The sequence below is a fragment of the Entomomonas sp. E2T0 genome, from assembly GCF_025985425.1.
Classification (GTDB): domain Bacteria; phylum Pseudomonadota; class Gammaproteobacteria; order Pseudomonadales; family Pseudomonadaceae; genus Entomomonas.
On sequence record NZ_CP094972.1, the window covers coordinates 2,982,546 to 3,006,854 of the forward strand.

General features: G+C 36.0%; 20 protein-coding genes. 3 read left to right on the forward strand and 17 right to left on the reverse strand.

From position 1 onward, the window contains the following. Positions 1–66: 66 nt before the first annotated feature. The 4 genes from glpK to MTZ49_RS14210 are packed head-to-tail and all read right to left on the reverse strand — an operon-like array spanning position 67 to position 3,881. Positions 67–1,554, reverse strand: coding sequence for a glycerol kinase GlpK (glpK, locus tag MTZ49_RS14195; RefSeq protein WP_264746109.1), 1,488 nt, complete (start codon positions 1,552–1,554; stop codon positions 67–69). Next, entirely contained in the window at positions 1,554–2,030 is a 477-nt protein-coding gene (gene ybaK, locus MTZ49_RS14200; RefSeq protein WP_264746110.1) for a Cys-tRNA(Pro) deacylase, read from the reverse strand. The genes glpK and ybaK overlap by 1 nt, the downstream gene beginning before the upstream one ends. Before the next feature lie 2 nt (positions 2,031–2,032). Continuing rightward, positions 2,033–2,593, reverse strand: a complete 561-nt coding sequence (locus MTZ49_RS14205) for a response regulator transcription factor (RefSeq protein WP_264746111.1) — start codon at positions 2,591–2,593, stop codon at positions 2,033–2,035. A gap of 10 nt (positions 2,594–2,603) precedes the next feature. After that, positions 2,604–3,881, reverse strand: a complete 1,278-nt coding sequence (locus tag MTZ49_RS14210; protein ID WP_264746112.1) for an ATP-binding protein — start codon at positions 3,879–3,881, stop codon at positions 2,604–2,606. Between the two features lie 162 nt (positions 3,882–4,043). Here MTZ49_RS14210 and MTZ49_RS14215 point away from each other — a divergent pair, with 162 nt between their 5' ends. Next, positions 4,044–5,765: a thiamine pyrophosphate-dependent enzyme gene (locus MTZ49_RS14215; RefSeq protein ID WP_264746113.1), complete on the forward strand. Its 1,722-nt coding sequence runs from the start codon at positions 4,044–4,046 to the stop codon at positions 5,763–5,765. A 1-nt stretch (position 5,766) separates the two neighbouring features. Here the strand turns inward: MTZ49_RS14215 and MTZ49_RS14220 are convergent, their stop codons facing one another. From MTZ49_RS14220 to MTZ49_RS14250, 7 genes are all read right to left on the reverse strand, one after another. Beyond that, the gene (locus MTZ49_RS14220; RefSeq protein ID WP_264746114.1) at positions 5,767–6,336 is read right to left on the reverse strand and encodes a rhomboid family intramembrane serine protease; all 570 of its coding nucleotides are present in this window, start codon (positions 6,334–6,336) and stop codon (positions 5,767–5,769) included. Further along, the gene (locus MTZ49_RS14225; protein ID WP_264746115.1) at positions 6,326–11,785 is read right to left on the reverse strand and encodes a DNA repair ATPase; all 5,460 of its coding nucleotides are present in this window, start codon (positions 11,783–11,785) and stop codon (positions 6,326–6,328) included. Before MTZ49_RS14225 ends, MTZ49_RS14220 begins: the two co-directional genes overlap by 11 nt. A 123-nt stretch (positions 11,786–11,908) precedes the next feature. Further along, positions 11,909–14,080, reverse strand: coding sequence for a hypothetical protein (locus tag MTZ49_RS14230; RefSeq protein WP_264746116.1), 2,172 nt, complete (start codon positions 14,078–14,080; stop codon positions 11,909–11,911). Between the two features lie 278 nt (positions 14,081–14,358). Then, positions 14,359–15,117 (reverse strand): SPFH domain-containing protein, encoded by a 759-nt coding sequence (locus tag MTZ49_RS14235; protein WP_264746117.1) that lies wholly within the window; start codon positions 15,115–15,117, stop codon positions 14,359–14,361. A 12-nt stretch (positions 15,118–15,129) separates the two neighbouring features. Then, positions 15,130–15,822 carry a YqiJ family protein gene (locus MTZ49_RS14240; protein ID WP_264746118.1) on the reverse strand — a complete coding sequence of 231 codons (693 nt, stop codon included), beginning with the start codon at positions 15,820–15,822 and terminating at the stop codon, positions 15,130–15,132. Between the two features lie 99 nt (positions 15,823–15,921). Beyond that, a complete protein-coding gene (locus MTZ49_RS14245) occupies positions 15,922–16,626 on the reverse strand; it encodes a PspA/IM30 family protein (protein WP_264746119.1) in 705 nt (234 codons plus the stop codon). A gap of 17 nt (positions 16,627–16,643) precedes the next feature. Continuing rightward, positions 16,644–17,258, reverse strand: coding sequence for a YjfI family protein (locus MTZ49_RS14250; protein WP_264746120.1), 615 nt, complete (start codon positions 17,256–17,258; stop codon positions 16,644–16,646). Positions 17,259–17,416: 158 nt separating this feature from the next. On the opposite strand from MTZ49_RS14250, the gene MTZ49_RS14255 reads away from it, so the two are divergent. After that, the gene (locus MTZ49_RS14255; RefSeq protein WP_264746121.1) at positions 17,417–18,124 is read left to right on the forward strand and encodes a 4'-phosphopantetheinyl transferase family protein; all 708 of its coding nucleotides are present in this window, start codon (positions 17,417–17,419) and stop codon (positions 18,122–18,124) included. Between the two features lie 5 nt (positions 18,125–18,129). On the opposite strand, the gene MTZ49_RS14260 is transcribed toward MTZ49_RS14255, so the two are convergent. From MTZ49_RS14260 to MTZ49_RS14270, 3 genes are all read right to left on the reverse strand, one after another. Continuing rightward, positions 18,130–18,558 (reverse strand): hypothetical protein, encoded by a 429-nt coding sequence (locus MTZ49_RS14260; protein ID WP_264746122.1) that lies wholly within the window; start codon positions 18,556–18,558, stop codon positions 18,130–18,132. Between the two features lie 134 nt (positions 18,559–18,692). Further along, positions 18,693–19,352, reverse strand: a complete 660-nt coding sequence (locus MTZ49_RS14265) for a LysE family translocator (protein ID WP_264746123.1) — start codon at positions 19,350–19,352, stop codon at positions 18,693–18,695. A gap of 5 nt (positions 19,353–19,357) precedes the next feature. Continuing rightward, positions 19,358–20,113 (reverse strand): YqcI/YcgG family protein, encoded by a 756-nt coding sequence (locus MTZ49_RS14270; protein WP_264746124.1) that lies wholly within the window; start codon positions 20,111–20,113, stop codon positions 19,358–19,360. A 128-nt stretch (positions 20,114–20,241) separates the two neighbouring features. On the opposite strand from MTZ49_RS14270, the gene MTZ49_RS14275 reads away from it, so the two are divergent. Beyond that, the gene (locus tag MTZ49_RS14275) at positions 20,242–21,171 is read left to right on the forward strand and encodes a LysR substrate-binding domain-containing protein (protein WP_264746125.1); all 930 of its coding nucleotides are present in this window, start codon (positions 20,242–20,244) and stop codon (positions 21,169–21,171) included. A gap of 85 nt (positions 21,172–21,256) precedes the next feature. On the opposite strand, the gene MTZ49_RS14280 is transcribed toward MTZ49_RS14275, so the two are convergent. From MTZ49_RS14280 to MTZ49_RS14290, 3 genes are all read right to left on the reverse strand, one after another. After that, positions 21,257–21,997 (reverse strand): carboxymuconolactone decarboxylase family protein, encoded by a 741-nt coding sequence (locus MTZ49_RS14280; protein ID WP_264746126.1) that lies wholly within the window; start codon positions 21,995–21,997, stop codon positions 21,257–21,259. 42 nt (positions 21,998–22,039) lie between these two features. Continuing rightward, the gene (locus MTZ49_RS14285) at positions 22,040–23,095 is read right to left on the reverse strand and encodes an NAD(P)-dependent alcohol dehydrogenase (protein ID WP_319804733.1); all 1,056 of its coding nucleotides are present in this window, start codon (positions 23,093–23,095) and stop codon (positions 22,040–22,042) included. A gap of 214 nt (positions 23,096–23,309) precedes the next feature. Beyond that, positions 23,310–24,206: a LysR family transcriptional regulator gene (locus tag MTZ49_RS14290; RefSeq protein ID WP_264746127.1), complete on the reverse strand. Its 897-nt coding sequence runs from the start codon at positions 24,204–24,206 to the stop codon at positions 23,310–23,312. Between the last annotated feature and the right edge of the window lie 103 nt (positions 24,207–24,309).

Here is a 24,309-nt window from a genome sequence, read left to right on the forward strand (position 1 = left end):
CAACTTGCTGAATACAGTACAACCAGTACTGCAAAGTAAATCAACACAAAAGTTAAATGGTAATAGCTATACGCCCGTACGCACGCGTTTAATGGCCTCTAACCATCCATGATAGAGTTGTTGGCGTTTTTCAACAGGCATTACAGGATCAAAGCGACGTTGTAAATGCCAATAGCCAGCTATTTCATCTAAACTCTTATAAAGTCCTGCTTGTAAACCCACTAACCAAGCCACACCTAAAGCAGTAGTTTCACTCACTTCAGGACGCTCTACGGTAATATCCAATATATCAGCTAAGAACTGCATTAACCAGTTATTAACTACCATACCACCATCTACACGTAAAGTAGTTAAGGGACTGGTGCTATCTTGTTGCATAGCCAATAATAAATCACATGTTTGATAACACACCGATTCTAGGCCAGCTGTCACAATCTCTTGAATGCCTGTATCTCTGGTTAAACCAAAAATAGCTCCCCTAGCCTTTGGATCCCAATAAGGGGCACCTAACCCTGTAAAAGCAGGAACTAAATACACACCTCGTGTATCAAGGGTTGCTTGCGCTATTAATTCTGCATCTGCGGCATTATCAAATAAACGTAAACCATCACGTAACCATTGCACTGTAGCGCCAGCCACAAAAATACTACCCTCTACTGCATAAGTTGGTTTACCTTGTAAACGGTAAGCAATGGTAGTCAGTAAACGATTAGTAGAAGCAACGGGGTCATCCCCCGTATTTTTAATCATAAAACAGCCAGTACCATAAGTACTTTTGACCATACCCTCTTTAAAGCAAGCTTGCCCAATTAAAGCAGCTTGTTGATCCCCTGCTATACCTAAAATTGGAATACTAGTAGCAAATAAATCTTGTTTTGTGTTACCAAACTCTGCGGCACAGTCTAATACTTTTGGTAGCAATGATTCAGGAATATTAAATAACTCTAATAACTGTTTATCCCATTGTTGGGTATGAATATTGAATAACATGGTACGCGCGGCATTAGTAGCATCTGTATAGTGCGACTCTCCTCCCGTTAAATGCCATAACAGAAAACTATCTACTGTACCAAAACGTAATTCACCTTTATTAGCTTTTTCTCTAGCATCAGCAACATTATCTAGTATCCAACGTAACTTAGTTGCTGAAAAATAAGGATCTATTAATAAACCTGTGGCAGCCATTATTTGCTGTTCATAACCCTGCTCTTTTAACTCACTACAATAGTCAGCGGTACGGCGATCTTGCCAAACAATAGCAGGATAAATGGTCTTACCTGTTGCAGCATCCCAAACAATGGTTGTTTCACGTTGGTTAGTAATACCAATACCAACAATAGCATCACTTGTTAGTTTTGCTTGCTCTAAAGCTTGTTTACACAGGGCTAATGTTGTTTGCCAGATTTCTTGTGGATCATGCTCAACCCAGCCATCATCAGGAAAGGATTGGGTAATATTCTGTTGCGCTGTAGTGACTGGCTGACCTAACTGATTAAAGATAATAACTCGGCTACTTGTCGTTCCCTGATCAATCGCTAAAATATAGCGGGACATTACTCTTTACCTTTACCAATAGGCGCAAATTGAGCTTTTAATAACTCAGCCAAATCCTTTGGTGCTAAAGCTATATCTAACCCTCTACGACCACCACTTACATAGATCATATCTAACTTTTCTGCTGAATCATCTATAACAGTTACTAAGCGTTTTTTTTGTCCCAATGGGCTAATACCACCTACTAAATAACCAGTTACTCTTTGTGCCACCTCAGGGTTCGCCATTTCTACTTTTTTAGCACCCACAGCATGCGCTATTTCTTTTAAATCAAGCTTCTTTAAAACAGGCACAACACCTACAAATAGTTCTTTTTTATCATTAGTCACCAACAATGTTTTAAAAATATTCTCTGCTGGTACACCTAATTTTTCAGCTGCTTCTAAACCATAAGACTCAGCCTGCGGATCATGTTCATAGGTAACCACTTGATGGTTTACCTTTTGTTTCTTTAATAATGCAATAGCAGGTGTCATTATTAACGTCTTACTGGTCGTTTTTGTAGTTTACGTTGTAATGTACGACGATGCATACCTAATGCTCTAGCAGTAGCAGAAATATTACCATCATACTCACTAAGCACACGTTGGATATGCTCCCATTCCAAACGATCAACTGACATTGGACTATCTGGAATCAGCTTATCAACATCCACATGCTTAGCCAATAGTGCTGCTAGTACATCATCTACATCTGCTGGTTTACATAGGTAATTACAAGCACCCCTTTTAATGGCCTCAACTGCGGTAGCAATGCTAGAATAGCCTGTCAAAATCACAACACGCATTTCAGCATCAACTTCTAGTAACTTAGGTAATAATACTAGACCAGATTCACCATTCATTTTTAAATCAACAACAGCATATTCTGGTGTATCTTCATTAGCTATTTTTAATGCTTCATCAGAAGTACTAGCAATTGAAACACGCAAACCTTTTCGAGCCAATACACGCGCCATAATATGAGTAAAGGTTTCGTCATCATCCACTAATAATAAATGTGGTTGCTCATCCCCATCAAATAAGACTTCTTCTGTCATAATAACTCTCTTATGATTGATTTTTTATGCGTGGTAATTGCAATATTGCTATTGTCCCTTTTTCTTTATGATTATACAACTTCAAACTACCACCTGCACGAATAACACTCACCTGACTTAAATATAAACCTAAACCAAAACCTTTTTCTTTAGAAGAAACAAAAGGCTTAGCCATGCCATCTTCCATAAACGAAGGTATACCTGATCCTTTATCATGAATACTAATAGTAAAATCATTTTTAGTCCATGCTAACTCAATGTCTATCTCTTCTGGGCAAGCATCAGCGGCATTATTTAAAATATTTAATAGTGCCTGACTAAGAATAGTATGAGGTTTAAATATAGGCTCATCACTCTTACCTAGTAGCTGATAGTGGTAACTTACCTCTGGACGCATCAAATGCCAACGTTGCAAAATGGTATGTAACCAACTAGTAACCGTTTGCAGTTTTATATCATGTAGTCGTTCAGCTTCCGCAGCTCGGACTAACTGTTGCAAACTACCTTTACATAGCTGAACTTGGCTTTGCAATAATGCTAAATCATCCTGTAATGCTTTATCAGTATAAGTATCCTGTAAATCCTTTAATAATACATTCATGGTAGATAGTGGAGTACCTAGCTCATGTGCAGCGCCTGCTGCTTGTGCTGCTACCGCTAGTAACTGTTGATCATGCAAACCTTCTTCACGCCATTCTGCTATTTTCTGGTCTTGTTGTCGTAAAGCAATCGCCATTTGACTTACAAAAAAACCAATCAATACAGTAGAAAATGTAAAACTTAACCACATTCCTACTAAATGCAAATTAATTAACAATGTTTCGGTATCGCCCGCCCAAACACTCTGGATTTGCAAAGGAATATTCCATATCCATAATAAGCTATAACCTAAAATAGCATACCCCACTAAACACAGTGTATAGAACCAAGGTAAGGTGGCAGCGGCAATAGTAATAGGCACTAAAAAGTAAGATACAAAAGGATTAGTCGCCCCTCCTGTACAATATAAAAGTAAACAATGGATGGTTAGGTCATAAGAGAGCTGTATAGTGTATTCAATATCAGAAACAGGCCATGAAATATAAGTTAATCGAACTACGGTTAAAATACATAAAATAGCTGACCCAACAAAAGAAAAAATAAGCACATCCCAAGGCAAATCAAATAGCTTATAAATATAACAAATAGCTACTGAAATAATCTGTAAAGACAATACTAATACTCGTATTGAAACTAGTCCCCATAAATTAAGCCGACTAGCAAAAAACCATTTAGCTGGAACTAACATAAATTCTCTTATTAATCCTAACAACTACCAAACTACTTCTATTCTGGTAACTTAATTTAACTAATTTCTAATATATTTATACGACCATCGTAATAGATAATCGAACCAATCATCCTACTACTTATCAATATTAAAGATGTCCTATTATACGGAGAAATATTAATGAGTACTAAGCAAGTTGCACAAATTGTCATAGAAACTCTACAAGAAGCTGGCGTAAAGCACTGTTATGGAATTGTAGGAGATACACTTAACTATGTTACTGATGCTATTCATAAAAGCCAGATTGATTGGATTCATGTTCGCCATGAAGAAGTAGGTGCTTTTGCCGCAGGTGCAGAGGCTTATTTAACAGGACACCTTACAGCTTGTGCTGGCTCATGTGGCCCAGGCAGTTTACATTTTATTAATGGTTTATTTGAGGCGCATCGTAATGGTGCACCTGTGGTACTAATAGCCAGTCAAATTGTTACTGCTCAACAAAATACTGATTTCCCACAAGAAGTAGACTTTAAAGCAGTTTATAGTACTTGCTCGGTTTTCTGCGAACAGATTATTAATCCCAAAGAAGCTAGAAAAATAACAACAATGGCTGCACAAACTGCACTAAACAAAAAAGGGGTTGCTGTTATTATTTTACCTGCTGATATCAGCCAAGCAGAAGTAGTTGATATACCTGCTATTAAAACTTATCATCCTAATCCTATTACTATACCTAATAATGATGAGTTACAGCAAATAGTTAGTCTTATAAAACAAGGTAAAAAAATAGGTATTTACGCCGGCCTTGGTTGTCAATATGCTCATGATGAACTCATTGCCTTAGCCGCAAAACTCAAAGCACCTATTGCACATACCTCACGTGCTAAAGATTTTGTAGAGTATAATAACCCCTATAACGTAGGTCTAACAGGTATGTTTGGTATGGAGTCTGGTTTTCACATGGTAAAAAACTGTGACACCTTACTACTACTAGGTGCAGACTTTGCTTGGTCACAATTCTATCCAGATAAAGCCAATATTATTCAAATTGATAAAGATGCTTCTCACTTAGGTAGACGTCACCCTATTGCTTTTGGTGCAGTAGGTGATATTAAAGCAACCTTAACTGCATTATTGCCATTAATCAGTGAAAGAGAAGATACTAGCTTTTTAGAACAACATCAAAAAATGCACATTAATGCAACCACTAAACTAGATAAAAAAGCACAAAGTACTAAAAGTGGCCAAATTCATCCTCAATATCTAGTAGAACTACTAGATCAATATGCTACAGATGATGCTCTATTTACAGCCGATGGTGGCTCTCCCATGGTATGGCTAATGCGTCACATTAATACTAATGGTAAACGCCGTACCCTTACTAGCTTAAAGCATGGCACAATGGCTAATGCGATGCCACAAGCTTTGGGTTTACAAAAAGCCTTTCCTAATCGCCAAGTTATCTCTATTTCAGGGGATGGTGGTTTAGCTATGTTACTAGGTGATTTATTAACAGCTATTCAAGAAAACCTACCTATTAAAATAGTAGTACTTAATAATGGTTCACTGAACTTCGTAGAACTAGAGCAAAAAGTTGAAGGTTTAGTAGATAACTATACTGATTTAAAAAATCCAGATTTTGCAAAACTGGCAGAAGTAATAGGGTTTTATGGACGTAAAGTTACAGAGTCACAAGACTTAGAAGTAGCTGTTAAAGAATTCTTAGCACAATCAGGCCCTGCCCTCTTGGATGTACATACCAGTCCCTATGAACTAGTTATGCCACCTCAAATAGAAATGGGGCAAGTTATGGGCATGGCTTTATATGGAGCAAAGGCAACTCTGGCAGGTCGAGGTAAAGAAGTAGTTAGTTTATTAGTAGATAACTTTTTGAAAAAATAAACTAGCTTTCATTTCTAAGGGCTAATGCCCTTAGAGATTGATTATTTACTGTTAGCCAAGCAAACAAAATACCACTCAACATTCCTGTGATATGCCCCTCAAAGGATACCTCTGCACTTGGTAATAAACCAAAAACAAAACCACCATATAACATTATTACTATAATGCAGATTAGGAAATTTTTTATAGTCCTATCAAAATAAGCATTACCCAACAGTAATCCCCATAAACCAAATATCCAACCACTAGCACCAATATGGGAGGCTGCTCGCCCTACCAACCATAATAATAAGCCACCCACAACAATTATAAAAATACTAGCGACAATAAAATAGCGTATGGAACGCAACATACAAAGCCATGCTAAAACCACAAAACAAGATAAATTGCCTAGTAAGTGCAATACTCCACTATGAATCCAAGGAGAAGTAAAAATTCCCCATAATCCATCTAACCTACGAGGAATAACACCATAATTTGCTAAGCCGCCAGCTAAAACCATATTAATAATCTGAACACCTACCATTAATAGGGTAATAGCCAGTACTATCCGTACTTGTTTACTCAGCATCTTCTTGATAAGAACTTTCTGTAGGTTTACCTGCTTTTACTTTCGTATCAATCGATTGTTTAGGGTGCATACCTACATGCTGTCCTAATAGCTTCAGCTCTGTAATAATATCTTGCATACGCTGATGATTACGTAAATCTAAATCTAGCTTTTTATCCATGGTTTTTAACATAGGCATAAAGCTATATTCTAGTGTTTCAGCTAATGTAGTTAATACTGCGTCTAAACCAGGCACAGGTTGATTTACCACTTGAATATTAGTTTCTGGCTTATCTTGTAAAGCCTCACTAATATGAGCTAATGGTTTTATCACTTTATCCCATGGGGCTGGCTCTGGCTCTTTATCCATTACGTCGGCTATATGGGCTATACCAGAAAGCATTTTATCCCAAGGCGCTGGTTCTGGTTTTTGTTTTAAAGCAGCTATCATTTCAGCAAACTGCCCTATTACACTTTCCCATGGTGCACGCTCAGGCTCAGGTCGTGTTGCAATATTTTTAACTCCCTCAGAAAGATCAACTAACTGAGCTACCACACGGTTACCAATATTGTCGTCACCACCCATCGACTTATTACGCAAGAAATCACGTTTAATTTGTTCCCAACGCTCTTGTTGCTGCTCAGTCATATTACCGCGTATTTCAGCCAGTTTAAGTAGATTCTCTTCAGCACCTGTCGTTAATAGCTGTGCTTCACCTTGATAATGGTCTTCAAGCAATTGCATCAACTCTTGCTCATTCATTACCGCCGTAATTTTTTCCGCCAGCTTATTCATATTACGATAACTACCTTGTAACTTGAATGGCGGTTCAACCCGATATTTATCAGCTTGGGCGGCACTAGCAATATATTGTAAATTTACTCTGTATACTAAATCACGAGCTCTCATTAAGTGTTGTAAGGTAGCAACAATTTCATTAACTTCAGCTGTACTGTAATCATAACTTAATTCATTACTTGAGAAAGGCTTACCTTCAGCTTTATCAATAAAACGGTAAAGGTCTGCCATATCACGAGTAGCTAAAGGCGCTAGTATAGGATTAGAAGTTAAACAGTTTTCAAGATAGCTAAGACGGAATACATCTTCCATGCCGCCTAATACATCACCTAGATTATAGATATCCGCACGGTTAGCTAACATATCAGGAATCTTAAAGACTTCACCAGACTCTGTATAAGGGTTACCTGCCATGATGACACAGAACTTTTTACCACGCATATCGTAGGTTTTAGTTTGGCCTTTCCAAACACCTTCAATACGACGAGTACCATCACAAAGCGAAATAAATTTTTGTAAAAACTCAGGGTTAGTATGTTGAATATCATCCACATACAGCATTACATTATTACCCATTTCCAATGCTAGATTAAGTTTTTCCAACTCTTGTCTAGCAGTAGCATTAGGTGCTTGTGCTGGATCGACTGAAGTAACTTCATGACCAATTGCAGGGCCATTAATCTTCATAAAGATTAAACCTAAACGATTAGCCACATACTCCATCAAGGTTGTTTTACCATAACCGGGTGGAGAAATAAGCATTAATAACCCCATAAGGTCAGTACGTTTGTTCTCCCCCACTGTACCCATTTGTTTGGCTAAGTTATCGCCAATCACACCTAAGTAAATGTCATTGATTAAGCGGTTACGAACAAATGAACTCAATGGCTTTGGCTTAAACTCTTCTAAACGCAGGGCATTTCTTTCCCGATTAATAACTTCTTGACGGTATTCTTGATAACGTTTGAAATTAGGTACAAACACTTGTTGCTGATAACCAAAGCGCTCATAAAAATCATCAATCCCTAGAATCATTTTGGTATTTTGAATGCGCGAATGTTCTCCCATCAAACCTTCAACAGAGAAACGCAAATCCATTTCTGTAAAACGCCAAATTACACTACTATCCAATAAGCTAAGTGCTACTGCTTCTGGAATATAGCTTTGTAAAGCAGTTAAGTCATCATCGGTTTCAATCACTACATCATTATCATTAGCCTGACAAAGTGCAGTAAACCATCTTTCCGCTAACTCCCAACGAGCTAAAGTACGGCCTTGTAAGTTAGCTAATGACTGTTGAAAACCAAGCCACATTTGTGCTGCTTCTAAACGTTTCTGCAGTGTTTCCATTAATTGTTTAGCATAACGAGTAAAGGTAAACTCAACATTTACACCAGCAGAAAGCACAGCTACTAAATATTCAGCTGCCATCGAACGCTCTTGCTTATCAACAGGTAAGCCATGAACTTCTAAATAGCTATCCATTGCTTGTGCAATTTCTATTTGTAAATCTTTTAATGCTTGTTGGCTTCCAAATAACTTAGCCATATTCATTGCAGTATGAGCACGTTCAGGCCATTTTTCAGCTTCAATATTTTCTTTCCAACGTCCCCAAAATAGCGTTGCAAAACCACGTGCTAATGGTGGGTAACGTAATAAACCAACACTACGATGTAATGGAATTAATTTACCTAACAATAAACAAGCATCATGATCATGAATGCCTCGCTCATAGCCATCACGATAACGAGGAGCTGCAAAATCACGTACCGTTTTTTCTAATTGAGCAGGATCTTTTAACTGTTGCTCTAACAGATCAATGCTTAAACCATCTTTATTTTGTTCTGCTGTTTGTAAAATAAGTCCAGCTAAATATTCACCACGATATAAATCAGGTGATTCTGAGTCTGTAGTATATTGCCAATAGTCCCGTAGCTCATCTAACTCCGTAGCCCCTAATGATTCAAAATAATCAGTACCTGTTAAGTGAGTATAAAGTTGCTCACCTCGTGGCATAATGGTTAAATCAAGCTCTTGCGTATTAACACTAAAGCGATGGCGAGGGCCTAATTTAATAACATTACCACCCGCTTCAAAGATTTCTGACTTATCTCTTAAACTACGAATAGCCTGATCTTTAGTTGATTTTAAACGGGCATCAAGATCATCTGCCCTTACGCTATCTTTTAACTCTCTTAATTTGTCTGATAATTCACGTAACTTTAAAGCTAAAGGGTCACCTGCAAAGAATGCATTTAACTCTTCTTGATTAGTGAAACGTTCTGTACGACGTTTCATACTCTCTAAAATACGTAGTGCAGCATCTTGTAGAGATTGTGCTTTACGTTGTCTTTCATCCAATAAAGCTTGTTTATGAGTATCAAATGTCTCTAATAATTCTTCACGTTTAGCTAGAATATCAGTCAAAAATTCTTCATTATCACTAAACTGACTTTCTAACTCTTCCAACTGTACTAATAAACGAGATAATTGATCATCACAACGCTCAGGGTCAGTTGCTAAAGACAACGCATTAGTAATTGATTGTGTGAACAGTGTAAATTGAGCACCAAATTGGGCAACTGACTCATTACTTCGTAATGACTTACGACGTTGTTCAGACCTCGCTCTAGCTTGATTTAAGCGGCCATAAATGGCTGAAATAGCCTCTACAATTAAAGTACGTTGATTCGCATCATCAATTTTTAATGTACTCATCAATTGCGAAAGTGTGTCAAGATCATCGCCTAGCCCTTTTAAGCCAGTCAACGGTTCTTCTAATTGCACAACTGTTGTAGCAGCTTGCGCTTCAGCATCTAAAGCTTCTAACTTTTCTGAGAATGGTTCTAATGCTTCTGGTGTTGATAAAAATACACCTGTTGCTTCTGAAATATGCAACTGTGATTTTTTTAACTGTTCTTCTAAAAAATCAACACGTGCCACATCCATATAACGGTAGTCACGTATTGTTAGTAAGTATCCTAATTGCTTAGTGATAGCATGCAATGCATCTACATACTCCTGAATAGTTTCCCAACTATCTGGACGTAATGAAGTAATTAATGTTTTTTGTTGTTCTTCTGCTTGTACTAGTGTTTCGGCAGATTGGCGACGAATACTTTCTACTTTTTCATATTCATCTAACACCGCTTCACTAGTTGCAGCAATTTCTCGAACTGATTGAACAATATCGCCGCAATGATTATCAGTCAACCAACTATAACTATCTAATAATTTACGAATATTTTCACGAATCAAGTTATAGTGATTAACTGATACAGATTTACTATCAATGTCTCGACCTAAACTATAAAGATCAGAAATACCTCTTACTAATTCTGGATTGCCAATACGCCCCCAAAATGTATTACGGGTAGGTTGTCTGGCAGCAAACTCTTCTGAAAGATAAGGTGTTTGCCATATTTGCATTGGATGAACACGAATAGGTTCACTACCTTCACTGGCAAAAATAACCATTTTGCCATCATCAAAACGCGCATAACCATGCCCCAAAATAGGATTTTGGAGGCGTCTTTCAATCATATTATAGGTAAATAACGCACTACGCCCTTCACTTGGTTCATAAAAGATATAAAGTACATCTTCACCATTAGGAGATTTTACAGAACGCTTGAATCGCATCCCCTCCATAGACTGATCAAACTTTTTATGCTCACCATTTTGCAAATAATATCCACCAGGGAAAATAATGCCATGATCCTCTGGTAATTGAACACAAGACTGACCAATAGCATCTATTCGCTCTACATTTTGTGTAATGGTGTTATAAACTAGATAACGCCATATATCTTCTCTATAAGGTAATATTTTTAATAAAACTAAACTACCTAATTGAGCATATTCGATGATCGCGTCATCTACTGACTGTGTTTTATCCGTTACAGGTTCGCTATAGATACCTAAACCTGTTGTTGTATTATTCTCTACTTTAATGGTTAGATCACCACCTGTAGTTTCTACAAACACAGTATCTAAAATATTAATATGAGGAAACTTACCATTTACCCGCATATCGCGGTTAGCTTTTTGCCACTCAAAATCATAAGGAGCAGGCAGAGCAATATCACGCTCGCCACGATTATCAATATAACTAATTTGCTTATGATCTGCAGACAGTGCCCAACGGAAAACACGGATATCCGTTATCTTGTCACCCATCTGGAAGCTAGCTAATAACTTACCATTATTTTGGGTCAGTTGTAATAAACGTGCATCCTTATAGTATGCATAAAGCTCTGTATAATCTCGTACAAAATTAGGGTCTTTTAAAAAAGTGCCCTCTAGCTCTACGTGCTCTACATCAAAGCCTTCTTCTACCTCAATTAATTTATACAGTGAAAAAACATCTTCAACTCGAGTTTCTTTTTTAAGGCCTAAAAATACATTGTATCCAAACAGTAACCAATCACCTGCGCGCACAATATCACGAGCAACACTATTATTTTCAGTACGAATACGAATTCGCCCAATCACTTCCATGTCACTACGTTTAAACTCATCTAAACGCTTTTGATTAATAATTTCTATTTGCTTGCGTAATTGCTGACCTTGATCTTGTAAACGCTTATTTAACACTTCATAAGCGCCACCTTCAGCAACTGCTTTATCTAGTAATTCTTGCTCTTGTGCTACTGCTTGGGAATCAACCATTTAATGCCCCATTTAATTAACAAGGCGACCTAGGCCGCCTTAATTATTACTACAATGGCCTGTTAAATATAAAGTCAGCCAGATTATTTAAGCCTACTCCATCCTTGGAGTTAATTTAATCCATTAATCATCAGTTTTTGGTGTGTCTTTTTTACCACTACTCGCTACTCGCTCAGCAGTTGCTGATAACAACTGTTGAATTGCTCCTTGAGCAACAGAGCTGCTATTTACAAAGCCATCAAGTGACTTGCCCACAGCCAATGCTTTAGAGAATTTCTCAAAGAATTCGCCTTCACCACCCACAACATCAATCTTCGTCTTAGCCAGACCAGCCGCCAATACTTCTGCTTGATCTTTAGCAATTTCTTTATTAGCAGCAATTGCAGTGATTGCTTGTTCGAAGGTTTTTTCCAATTGTAAACGGAACTCTTCATGGGCACGCGCACTATCAGAAAGAGCATTAAGTGAAGTAAATTTCTCAGCAAGACCCGTTGCTTCTGCTCTCATACGTTTTAATAGTACTTCCGCTTCAGCATCACCTACATCACGGCTTACTTTGGCCTTCACGATACCTACTTGTTCTTCACCACGTGCTTGAGCAGATAGCTTTTCTTCCATCACTTTAGCTTCTACCAAGCCTTCTTTTTCCTTGGCAACAGCAGCAGCTTCAGTCACACGAGCTTCAACAAAACCTTGCTCTTCCTTACCTTTTGCTTCAGATAGCATAAGCTCCATTTGTACTTTAGCTTCAGCAAGACCTTGCTTCTCATTAGCATCTGCTTTAAATTCAATAACACGCGCCTCTGCTAAACCTTTTTCTTCAACAGCCTTAGCTTCTGCTATACCTCTTTCAGCCGTTAATTTTGCTTCTACTAAGCCTTCTTTTTCACGTACAGAAGCTTGTACTTCACGAACTCTTGCATCCGCCAAACCAGGTGCCGCACGCTCTGCTTGAACACCTTCTGCCAAACGTTTTTGTGACTCCGCTTTTTTCGCAGCCGCCTCTAGTTCAGCCTGTGCCATATTATTAATTTCAACTGCTTTATGTTTAGATGTCTCTGCATCAGCTTCTGCTTGCTTCACTTGGCGAACTAAATCACGTTCTGCTTCTGCTTGTGCATCAATAATACTTACTTGTTTAGAGCGGTCAGCTTCTGAAACTTGACGTACTTCTTTAATAGCTTCTTCTTCCTTAGCTACCGTACGTTCAACAGCCACACGATCACGAATAATATTAGCAATCGCTGTACGCTCTGCTTCTAAGGCTTTTTCTTTATCAATACGTTGTAATTCAACTTCACGCTCACGCTTAACAATGGCTTCTTGTTGAGCTTGAGTTACACCTTCCTCTTGTTCAACTAACACACGCTTTTTATTTAACTCGGTAACTTCCAACTCACGTTGAGTATTAATATCTGCTTTACCAATTTCTTGTTCAGCTTGTTTTTGAGCCACTTCTGCTTTAGTACGCTCTTCAGCTTGAACCTTCTGAGTTTCAGCTTCTTCACGTGCTTTAGTAGTCTCAATTTCACGTTTTTGTCTATTTTCAGCATCAGCTCTTTGACGCTCTAAAGCTAAAGTAGCCTCTTGAGTTTCAACATTTTTCTTAGTAATCGCTAAATCTTTATCGCGATCCAATTCATTCGTTTTAACAATTTCAGAAGAAGTTCTTTCAACAATCTTACGGATACCTTCTGCATCCATAATATTAGTATTCTTTAAATGCTCAATTGGTGTTTGATCTAAGTAGTCAATCGCAGCATCTTCTAGTGAATAACCATTAAGATCTTCACCGATTGCTTGCATAATTTCATCACGAAAACGCTTACGATCAGCAAATAACTCTTCAAAATTAAATTTCTTACCTACTGTTTTTAATGCTTCAGAAAATTTAGCATTAAATAAAGTAGCTACTGCTGTATGATCTGAGGCACGGTCAGCGCCTACTGATTTAGCTACTTTCAACACATCCTCTTGAGTGGCATTTACTTTAAGATAAAAAGCTACTGTAATATCAGCACGAATATTATCTTTACAGATTAAACCCTCTGTACCACGGCGATCAATATCCAAAGTAATCAAAGAAATTTTCATAAATTCCTTTTTATAAATCACTGGATAAACTAATGCACCAGTAAAAGTTACTTTAGGTATTGAAGATAAGGTATTAACAATCAATGCTGTACCTTGTGGCACTTTAATATAAAAAGACTTTACTATAAGTACACTAACTATAATAAGCCCTACAACAGCCGCAGCTATTATGCCAACAACAGCTAAAATTGACGAAAACATTATAATGACTCTCCTACTCCAAATATAACAATGTTAAAACTTGTTTTAGTTTAAATAAGTAACTTTAATTATTTCTTAATAACTCATTAAGAAATAATTTTTTCTTTCTTTAGGATATTTATTGTTTCAGAAAACCTATAGCTATCTCTTCTATTAGATAGCCATTTAAATCCTCTCCAACTAATATAAGAACCCCAACCCTAAACCTCAAAGAACTCTCTAAATCTTGTACATCAACCAACTATAACAATCAATTTAAAAACTCAGCAATATACTAATTATTCAAGTAATTCTCTATTCAAAAAGAATTTAATTTTCTTTCTAATAATTGCTTGATAACTCTCTATCATTTGTTTGATTTTTCTAGACAAATCTTGCTGCTGCTCAATAATTAATTTTAACCGTCTTTCCAATACTTTTTTCTGTTCCACATCCCACATATGTCGGGCTTCTTGTTGCTGTTCAAATAACTTTGGATTAGTTTGTTCTAACTTATCCAATGAGGTTAGTTCTACTTTATCAATATTCATATACTCCAGATTATAACCGTCTAATTGATTAGCTAATTGTGCAATGATTGCTTTACGCACCTTTCCCTGATCTTTCTCCAACATCTCTAAAGGAAGTTGTTCTACTAGCTTTCTCACAATATTAGTTACGATAGGAGTCAGCGCCTTACTTACCGCTGACGCATTTGCCACATCAGCCACACCCACTCTTTTAGCAGCCATTAATACTGATTCAGGAGAAAAATTAACACACAAGTTATAACTAATAACAATATCTAATAACAATTTTTCCTTACAAAACAGTCCATTACTATCCAAATAGGCTGTTTTAATCTGTACTGGTAAAATCTCCATTAACTGCTTTTTATCGGTAGGAAATGTCACTACATTTGAAAAATACACTTTTTGATCATTTACAATCAATGCAAAGTTTTGTGGCACTTGGGTATAAAATAGTTTAAAGAAAACAATAATACCCACTACTAATAGAATTATAGATATGAATATGGTTATAACTAAAGCAGTCACTCTATTCCCCTACTATAAGCCATTAAACTCATCTTCACTAACCACTCTATAAGCACCATCTTCTAGATATTCAATCAATACAACTCTATCATTTCTTTGTAAAGTTAATGATTCATCTGCTCTAATTCTTAAATGAAGTCCAGCTCCTTTATCATCATAAATAGCCTCCCCAAATGTTTCTGTTACCTTACCCGATCTAACAATGGCAACTTGTCCAATGAGTGATGCTGCTGAAGTTGCGTTTTGCTCTTCATTTAATTTTTTAAAGATTCTACGTAAAGGCTTACATGTCCATCCGGTTAAATAGGCAGCAGGAAAGATAGAGGCTAAAAAAATAACGATACCAACTGGAATTTGTAATATCCCAAGCGGTATACTAAAAAGCAGTAACTGAGCAAAATAACAAAGCGCCCAACCAATAAAAAAGAATACAGTCAAAATAATGGTTAAAGGGACTGAGTCCAAACCTAACTTCATTAAAAAGCCAGCGAACCATCCACCTTGAATATCACCCGTATGAGTAACATCTAAATGACCATCTGAGCCATCTACCCCACCAATATCTGTATCTACACCACCAAAATCTAAGACATCAATATCTAATAGACCTAAGGCAGCAACTCCCCAGAAAATAACAGCTACAAATATCAGAAAAGTATAAATAATTGTAGGAAAAGAAGAGATAGTACTAAAAAAAAGTTCCATTATTATCTGAGCCTCCCCAATAAATAGCTCAACTATTCTATCCTAGCAATAGCCACTTACATAGATTTAATTCATGTAAGTGGCTTCTTTTTCCATAAATTAAGATGAAGTTTTAGCTTGCTGCTTTTTCTTCAATCTTTCTAACACATCATTGGCACTACCTTCTTTAGCTAAGAAACCTGCCTCACGAAGTTTGCTATCTAATGCATCATCTGTTTCCATACTTTCTATTTCACTAGCAGCTTCCATTCTAGCACTACGCTCAGCTTGTTTCTTTTTAATACGCTCTAAAGACTCCAATGCAGTATGCATTTTATTTTGTGAGCCTGAATAACGACTAGCTACAGTGGCTTGTGCTTTTTGTACGCTTTCTGTCGCTTTAACGGTATCTACTTGCTGTTTCAAACGTTTAATATTAGCCTCTGATTGAGTAATTGCTTTACGTAAATCAGCTGCACTCTTAGAATATGCACTTTCAGCTTCACGTTCAGACTCAAAAGCAGCTTCTAAATTAGCAATTTTCTCTGCTACTTCATGAGCTAGTTTTTCATCTTCCGCTTCTAACGCTTTAAATGCATAACCTTCATACTCATCAATCTTAGCTTGTGTTTTCTTAACACGTTCTGCTGCTAATTTTTGTTTAGCCATAATTTCAGCTAAAGCTTCTTTAGATTTGCGTAACTCAGCATCTGCATCACGGATTTCTTGGTCTAAAATACGTAATGCCTGTGTGTCAATAATTGCTTCACCTGCTTCGTGAGCACCGCCGCGTAACGCAGTAATTAATTTGCTCCACACACCCATCTCTCATTCCTCCTCAATTAAACTTTTAAGTAATTTTCAAAAGCTTCCGTTGCTTTAATTACGTTATCTGACAATATTTCAATTTCAAACATTATATTTGAAAGACTTGATTCAGAACTTAGTGCTCCAAACATAATATAAAAATCATTTTCAGCAAGTTTTTCGATACCTATAGTCGATAAGGGGAAAAACTTATGTGTTCTTAATACTTCTTCATTAAATGTATTAACATCTTTTACTGCATCTGTTGGCCACAAAATACTTTCTACAATGATTTGTTCACCAACAACACTAATAAATACGGGTAAATCACCGAACTCGTGCATGATAATGTGTAAACTTGGGTCTGTCCCCTGTACCAATTCAACACTAGCACCGCCATTTTTAAATAGTTCAACGGCAGATAAAGCATCGAATAATTTATTACTAGTCCACATTGAAACAGCTGCTGTCATATTACTCTCCTGTGATAATGATTGAGTCATTCCTGCTGGTTGACGTAACTGTTTTTCAACGTTCAGTAACATGCGAGCATGCTCTGGCAGTATCCAAACTTCTTTTTTTATCAACCCCTGCTCTCGCAAACGTTGACGGTATAGTCGTTGATAATGTGCTGATGTTTTTGTATCCATGGCGTTACTATATCACTCACATGTAATATTTTCAATATCATTACATGTAAAAATTTATAAAATAATTTAAAAGATAAAATACTAATACAATTAATAAATTGGATAATAAAAACCAAGATGGGCTAGTAAAGTTTTTATTAACACTGCAAAATAATACAATGAATCCAGATAATATTCCTACCTTTTATTCATCTTTTTCTAAACAATGGGTTTTTCCTTTTGTAATGGAAAATGTTTGTTTATATCACTGCCGATTTAATCAACAACACTTTTCAGATATAGCTTATAAACAGCATGATATTAAACAGCCATCAGCTTTATATCATGCCGCCCAAAAACGTAATGCTGAATATTTAATTGGTCGGCTGTGTGCAAGAGAAGCCTTAAAAAATTTAAACATTAATGGCTATCCTTTATCAAGTGAAGATAAAAGCCCACAGTGGCCCCTTCTAAGCTGTGGCAGTATCACTCACAGTCACCATGTAGCTGCTGCAATCGTAGCTCTAAAAACACATTGGCAATGTTTAGGATTAGATATTGAATTTTTGATTTCTGAGCAACGCAGTAAAAAACTATTAACTACTATTGTTAACCAAAATGAACAAAAACTAATAGGCAAAGATATTAGTCTATTTACTACGCTTGCATTTTCAATTAAAGAAAGCCTATTTAAGGCATTGTATCCCATTACACTCAAGCGTTTTTATTTTGAGCATGCCGAAATCATTGATTGGAATACTAGCGGGCAAGTTACCCTTAAATTACTGATTGATCTATCTGATAAGTGGCAAAAGGGAACATTAATTACAGGCCAATACTGTATAAAAGACAACTATATTTGGAGCTTAATAGGAATAGACAGCTAGGCGCGTTAAAAACCAATTATTTTAACAGTTGCCCAATAGCCAAGGCCACCACTTATTAATAGAATTAAAGTCATTGGTATAATAGTAGAAACATGGTATTGCTCCATTAATCCCATTTGCCAATTAATTAAACGAATAATAAACCAACAATAGACACAAAAGAATGCAAAAAAAGCCCAATCATACAAAGCACTAGATAATAATGCGACAACAATAAATAAACCTACTCCAAGCTCTTCAGCAATAGAAGTTTTCCAATATTTTAATAAAGAGATGGCTACTATATTAGTTATACTTACTACTGCACAAGCCCAAACAAATTTACTATCAAACGATATAAAAGACACTAACCATAGCAATGCGAAAACTATTGCAAGTAACAATAAAGCAAAAGCCATAAAGTTTAAAATCTTCAAAGACCTTATATTGTTCATTTATTACCCCCAATAAAGCTTTATATATATTACTAATAATATGTTACTTTTTATAACAAACATATTAAACAATAGGAGAATAAAATTAATTGCCTTTAGCTGAAGAAAAAAATAACTAGAAAATCACAAATAATTCATTTGATTACCAACTCAGCCAAACTATATAAAAATCCAGTACCCGCAATAGCTAATAATACGATACCAGATATTAGCACGATGATATTCTTAATATTATTTGAGGCTAATTTCCTTATAAATAATATATAGATACCCAAAATCACAAAATCTAACAGAATCCATAATAATGTTAATAAAAAGATACTTTTATTGAATGAATCCGTTATCTTTATAAATTGCGGGAAAAAAGACACAAAGAAAATAATATCTTTAGGATTAGAGAGTCCTACTAAAAAACCACTTAGCAAGCCTCCCTTCTTAAAAGATTTACTTGTTGTACTGGTTATATTATCTTCAGATGTCAATTCAGTTGTAGCAAGTGACTTTATTTCTAAAGCTTCTTTAATTGACGAAATAGCAATATAACCAATAAACAAGCAACCGAATAGACTAATCGTATGAAATAATTTTGGACTAATAACAAGACTAGTTGAAATAATAAAGACAGCAACAAAAATTAATACTAAAGAAGCCCAATTGGTACCAAGTATTGTACCAAAAGCTTTATATGGCCCTGATTTTAATGCAGTATTAACCACTAAAAAAACAACAGGGCCAGGCGTTGCAATTAACATTAATGTTGTAATTACGTAAATCGTTAACAAACTCATATCCATTACTGCTATTTCCTTATATGTAATGGACACTTCTTAAGCTCAAGTCCGCCCTGCTCTTCTAATTGATATTGACGCCACTCGTAATTCTCTTTCTCGCCATAGAATCCTAATGTTGAGGGAGTTACACCATTATTATAGACACTGATTCTTTTTCTTATTTTTTCTCTAACTGTCTTTCCACCTCTAGAAGCAGCACTAGCAACTTCATCAAAGTTTTCTCTGGGATTAATTACTAAAACAATATGCTCACCTAAATTTCTACTTTTCATCACTTCATGTTTAGGACAGCTTATATTCACAAATAAAGGAACGCCATTAAAACAAAATGACCAATTTTCATCTTCAGTATTATGAGACACATCTAACGGCCATGGCGCTTCATCTTGATCATGCAGTTCCTGCAAAACATTCCATGCATAATTGTGCTCATCAGATAAACTGCTAAAAGCATTTCTTTCAAAGAAGATAACTAAAGGACTATATATTCTATCCCTAGCAGGAATATTTTTTACAAACTCTGTATATTCATGAAAACAGTTAGTTAAATCTTCACTAGGTCTATTAATAGAAGAGAAAAACAAATAGAACTGTTTTAACTTAATAGATTTTTTACCAAATAAACATGGAAAATTATCATTTTCCATTGCATCTTCAAATTGTCCTAATGCTCTAAGCATCCAAACCCTAAAAAAGGGACTTTGTAAAAAGCTATCACCACATAACTCATTACGTTTAATCATGTATTTGTAAATAGAATCCACGATTTTCACCTCACGCAAAAGCAATTAGACTTTTTTCCTATTCGCGTAAGATAATGCTGATTTATTTGCCTATTGAAAAACGCAAAAATTTATGGCTTACTATGACTTTTAATCATGATCATTAAAATATGACTAAATCTATTCCCCCACTTTATGCTCTTCGTGCATTTGAAGCTGCTGCTAGATATTGCTCTTTTACTCAAGCTGCTAATGAACTATCTTTAACACAAAGTGCTATTAGTAGACATATAAGAACTCTTGAGGATATTCTTGGCTACAATTTATTTGAAAGAAATGGTCCTAAGCTAACGCTAACAGACCAAGGAAAGACCTTAGCACAAGAGTTAAAGCTTGGTTTTGCTATTATTGAACGTGCTTGTCTATTATTTAGAGATAATCCTAATACCATTAGGCTTAAAGTACCCTCAACACTAACTGCACGTTGGTTATTAAAAGCAGTTAATATATTCAAAAAAGAATACCCTACTTACCCTGTGCAGCTATCCAGCATATGGATGGATATTGATACTGTTGACTTTTACTCTGAACCTTATGATTGTGCAATATTATTAACAGATGGTAACTTTGGACCCAGCTATAACTGCTTTAAATTATTTGATGAATGGCTAATTCCTATTTGCTCTCCTTCTTACCATCCTCAGGAAAAAAAGTTAACAATTAATGACTTAGATCAACTGGAATTATTACACCCCTCTTTTGATCGTAGAGATTGGAAAAGATGGCTTAATCGCTTAAATTTACTGGATAAAGTTGATATTAGACGAGGCCAAGTATTTGATACTTTAGATCAAGGAATTTCAGCTGCATTACAAGGTATTGGAATATCCACCAATGATTTAATGCTTGTTTCACAAGAACTTTTTCAACAACACTTATATCTTCCATTCCCAAAAGCTGTTTCTACAGGTGATGGTTATTACATGGTTTGGCCTAAAGGCAATCCAAAAGAAAAAGCATTATGTTTATTAAAAGATTTTCTTATAAATGAACTTCCTCCACTTTACACAGAGGGAGTAACCTTCTTTGAACTATCTTAAAGATGCTTACAACGTTTCATCTTTATATCTTATAAATAAAGCCTAAGCTATCCACGTAGGTTACTTAGGCTTGTATTTATAATTACTATTTATTTTTACGACTAGCTAATACTTTATTTAATACCTCAAGACCTGCCTCAGCTTCTTGCTTACCAACAGATGTTCCAATAATTGATAAGATTTCTTTTATCTGTGCTTCTGTCAAACCTACATTCATTCCCATATTCATATGAGACTGTAACATAGGCTCCAAACCCTTTAAGCTAGAAAGAGCAGCAATAGTTGCAAGCTCCCTATCTTTATAGCTAAGCACATCCCGCTCAAAGATATCTGCAAATAAATGTTCCTTTAAAAAAGTTTCAATCTCTGGAGCAAATGCACCAAAACCAGATGTTTTACCAGGATCTTGCCGACCTGTTAAACTTTCCAGTACTTTCTTACCTCTTTCATATTTACTACCTTCAGCCGTAATAGGAGATGCTTCACGGCCCTGGTTATCTTTAATACCTTGTGCCTTTCTTTCATCAACTACTGATATAAAAGTATTAATACCATTTAAACTTCTTGGAAAACCTGCATAAGCATACATCTGTACTAAAACTTCTTTAATTTCATTAATAGTTAAGCCTGCATCTAAGCCTTCAGCTAGTGCCACCTTTAACTGTGGCAAATCACCTGTAGCTGTTAATGCGGCAATAAGCGCAAGCTTTTGCTGTTTAACTGTCAAACTATAATTATTATCCTGCACAGTATTCGCCTCAATAATATTTATAAAACCAAATATCGAGATAAAAACTATTGTTAGCAAAGAAATAAGTTTTTTCATTATTCCTCCTACCATAATCAATAGAACAAAAATAAAACTCAGTTAGCTATTTTTTAGAGAAGCCATATCAATAACAAAACGATATTTAACATCACTTTTTAACATTCGTTTAAAAGCTTTATCGATATCTTGCATAGTAATTAATTCAATATCAGCAGTAATTCCATGTTTACCACAGAAATCCAACATCTCTTGAGTTTCTGCTATACCACCAATTACCGAACCAGCCACTGCTTTACGTCCCATAACTAGAGGAGCAGTATTTAAAGTTGGTTGTATATCGCCTAAAAAACCTACCAATACAATGGTGCCACTCAATGATAAAGTTGGAATATATAGATTAATATCATGTACATAAGGAACAGTATCAATAATTAAATCAAACTGACCATTAGCCGCTGCCATTTGTGTTTCATCTGTAGAAATAACAATGTTATCTGCACCTAAACGCTTCGCATCCTCCTCTTTACCTGGAGAACGTGTAAATAAGGTAACATTAGCGCCCAATCCTTTAGCTAGCTTTAATGCCATATGACCAAGACCACCAAGGCCTACTACAGCTACTCTGCTACCTTTCTTAACTTGCCAATGCCTTAATGGCGACCATGTAGTAATACCAGCACATAAAAGTGGTGCTGCTCCTGCTAAATCTATTCCCTCAGGAACTTTTAAAACAAACTTATCTGAAACAACAATTTTTTCAGAATATCCACCATATGTAGGCATATGATCATGTCGATCAAAACTATTATAAGTAAGCGTGTTGCCTTCCTCACAATATTGTTCTAAACCTGCTTGACAAGGGTTACAATGCTGACAAGAATCAACCATGCAACCAACGCCCACATGATCTCCTACTTTAAAACGTGTAACCTCTTTTCCAACACTAAGCACTCGACCAATAATCTCGTGTCCAGGTACTACAGGATAATTTGTAGTCCAATCTTCATTTACATGGTGTAAATCAGAATGACAAACTCCACAATAAAGAATTTCAATGACTACATCATCTGAACGTGGCTCACGACGCTCAAAGTTATAAGGTGCTAAAGGCGATTTAGCAGTTTGCGCTGCATAGCCAAGAACTTTCATTGTCATTATTTTCTCCACATGAATAACTTTTATGAAATACGAAAAATCAATACTAGATAAATGAAATTAATAGGTATGCTATTGATCTGTATTCATTTCTTTTACATTTAACAATTTAACAGATTTATTTTTATTTTATTAGATAGCATTTCGTATATAGAGTTATGAAATAAATTCATAAATAAGATTTAAAAAGCTAGATTATGCTAATTAATTATTTTTACTCCCCCTTATATCGTAAAGCTTCTACTAACAATTTAAATGCGGGTGATGACTGACGACGATTTGGATAATACAAATAGTATCCAGGAAAATATGAACACCAATCATCCAACACACTTATAAGCTCACCTGTAGCAATATAAGGACGGGCTAAATCTTCTGGCACATAAGCTAAACCTAAGCCAGCCAAAGCTGCCTCTAACCGTTGTGAGGTTAAATTAAATGTTAACTGTCCTTGCACACGTATTTTTTGCTCATAGCCCTCTTTTTCAAACTCCCATGCATAGATACTGTCATAGGTAGGAAGACGTAAATTAATGCAATTATGGTTGATTAAATCTTGTGGTGTGTTTGGTATAGGGTACTCTTTAAAATAGTCAGGTGTTGCAACCACAGCCATACGCATATCTGGGCCTATACGCACTGCAATCATATCATTTGCTATTAACTCACCTGTTCTAACCCCTGCATCATATCGCTGTTTTACAATATCGATCATTCCATAATCCACTGTAAGCTCAACATTAATATCAGGATAGTGTCGTAAAAATTCCTTTAACTTTGGCCAAACAGCTATATTAGCTGGATGCTCTGCAGCACTAATACGAATAGTTCCAGCAGGTTTATCACGCAATTCGCTTAAAGCTGCTACTTGAGCTTCAATTTCTGCATAATGCGGCCCTACTGTTTGTAACAAACGCTCCCCTGCTTCAGTAGGTGAAACACTACGCGTTGTCCTAGTTAACAACCTTAAATTAAGCCTAGACTCTAAGCCTCTGATAGTATGACTTAAAGCAGACTGAGAAACACCAAGCTGAGCTGCCGCTCGGGTAAAACTACGCTCCCTTGCGACCACTAAAAAAACCAAAATATCATTAAAGTTTTCACGTTGCATTGATGAATTTTCCTCATAAGTCTATGCTAATTATACCATCTAATAATAGGCAATTATATCTGCTAAATTTATGATCAATACTGTAAGAAATAATAGATAAAAG

Bases quoted from the DNA above. Each gene is read 5' to 3' on its own strand.
- MTZ49_RS14245 (WP_264746119.1), bottom strand. From the start codon at position 16,626: ATGGGTGTGTGGAGCAAATTAATTACTGCGTTACGCGGCGGTGCTCAC.
- glpK (WP_264746109.1), bottom strand. From the start codon at position 1,554: ATGTCCCGCTATATTTTAGCGATTGATCAGGGAACGACAAGTAGCCGA.
- MTZ49_RS14240 (WP_264746118.1), bottom strand. From the start codon at position 15,822: ATGGAACTTTTTTTTAGTACTATCTCTTCTTTTCCTACAATTATTTAT.
- MTZ49_RS14265 (WP_264746123.1), bottom strand. From the start codon at position 19,352: ATGGATATGAGTTTGTTAACGATTTACGTAATTACAACATTAATGTTA.
- MTZ49_RS14260 (WP_264746122.1), bottom strand. From the start codon at position 18,558: ATGAACAATATAAGGTCTTTGAAGATTTTAAACTTTATGGCTTTTGCT.
- MTZ49_RS14250 (WP_264746120.1), bottom strand. From the start codon at position 17,258: ATGGATACAAAAACATCAGCACATTATCAACGACTATACCGTCAACGT.
- MTZ49_RS14275 (WP_264746125.1), top strand. From the start codon at position 20,242: ATGACTAAATCTATTCCCCCACTTTATGCTCTTCGTGCATTTGAAGCT.
- MTZ49_RS14255 (WP_264746121.1), top strand. From the start codon at position 17,417: ATGAATCCAGATAATATTCCTACCTTTTATTCATCTTTTTCTAAACAA.
- MTZ49_RS14210 (WP_264746112.1), bottom strand. From the start codon at position 3,881: ATGTTAGTTCCAGCTAAATGGTTTTTTGCTAGTCGGCTTAATTTATGG.
- MTZ49_RS14230 (WP_264746116.1), bottom strand. From the start codon at position 14,080: ATGTTTTCGTCAATTTTAGCTGTTGTTGGCATAATAGCTGCGGCTGTT.
- MTZ49_RS14220 (WP_264746114.1), bottom strand. From the start codon at position 6,336: ATGCTGAGTAAACAAGTACGGATAGTACTGGCTATTACCCTATTAATG.
- MTZ49_RS14225 (WP_264746115.1), bottom strand. From the start codon at position 11,785: ATGGTTGATTCCCAAGCAGTAGCACAAGAGCAAGAATTACTAGATAAA.
- MTZ49_RS14285 (WP_319804733.1), bottom strand. From the start codon at position 23,095: ATGACAATGAAAGTTCTTGGCTATGCAGCGCAAACTGCTAAATCGCCT.
- MTZ49_RS14205 (WP_264746111.1), bottom strand. From the start codon at position 2,593: ATGACAGAAGAAGTCTTATTTGATGGGGATGAGCAACCACATTTATTA.
- MTZ49_RS14215 (WP_264746113.1), top strand. From the start codon at position 4,044: ATGAGTACTAAGCAAGTTGCACAAATTGTCATAGAAACTCTACAAGAA.
- MTZ49_RS14280 (WP_264746126.1), bottom strand. From the start codon at position 21,997: ATGAAAAAACTTATTTCTTTGCTAACAATAGTTTTTATCTCGATATTT.
- ybaK (WP_264746110.1), bottom strand. From the start codon at position 2,030: ATGACACCTGCTATTGCATTATTAAAGAAACAAAAGGTAAACCATCAA.
- MTZ49_RS14290 (WP_264746127.1), bottom strand. From the start codon at position 24,206: ATGCAACGTGAAAACTTTAATGATATTTTGGTTTTTTTAGTGGTCGCA.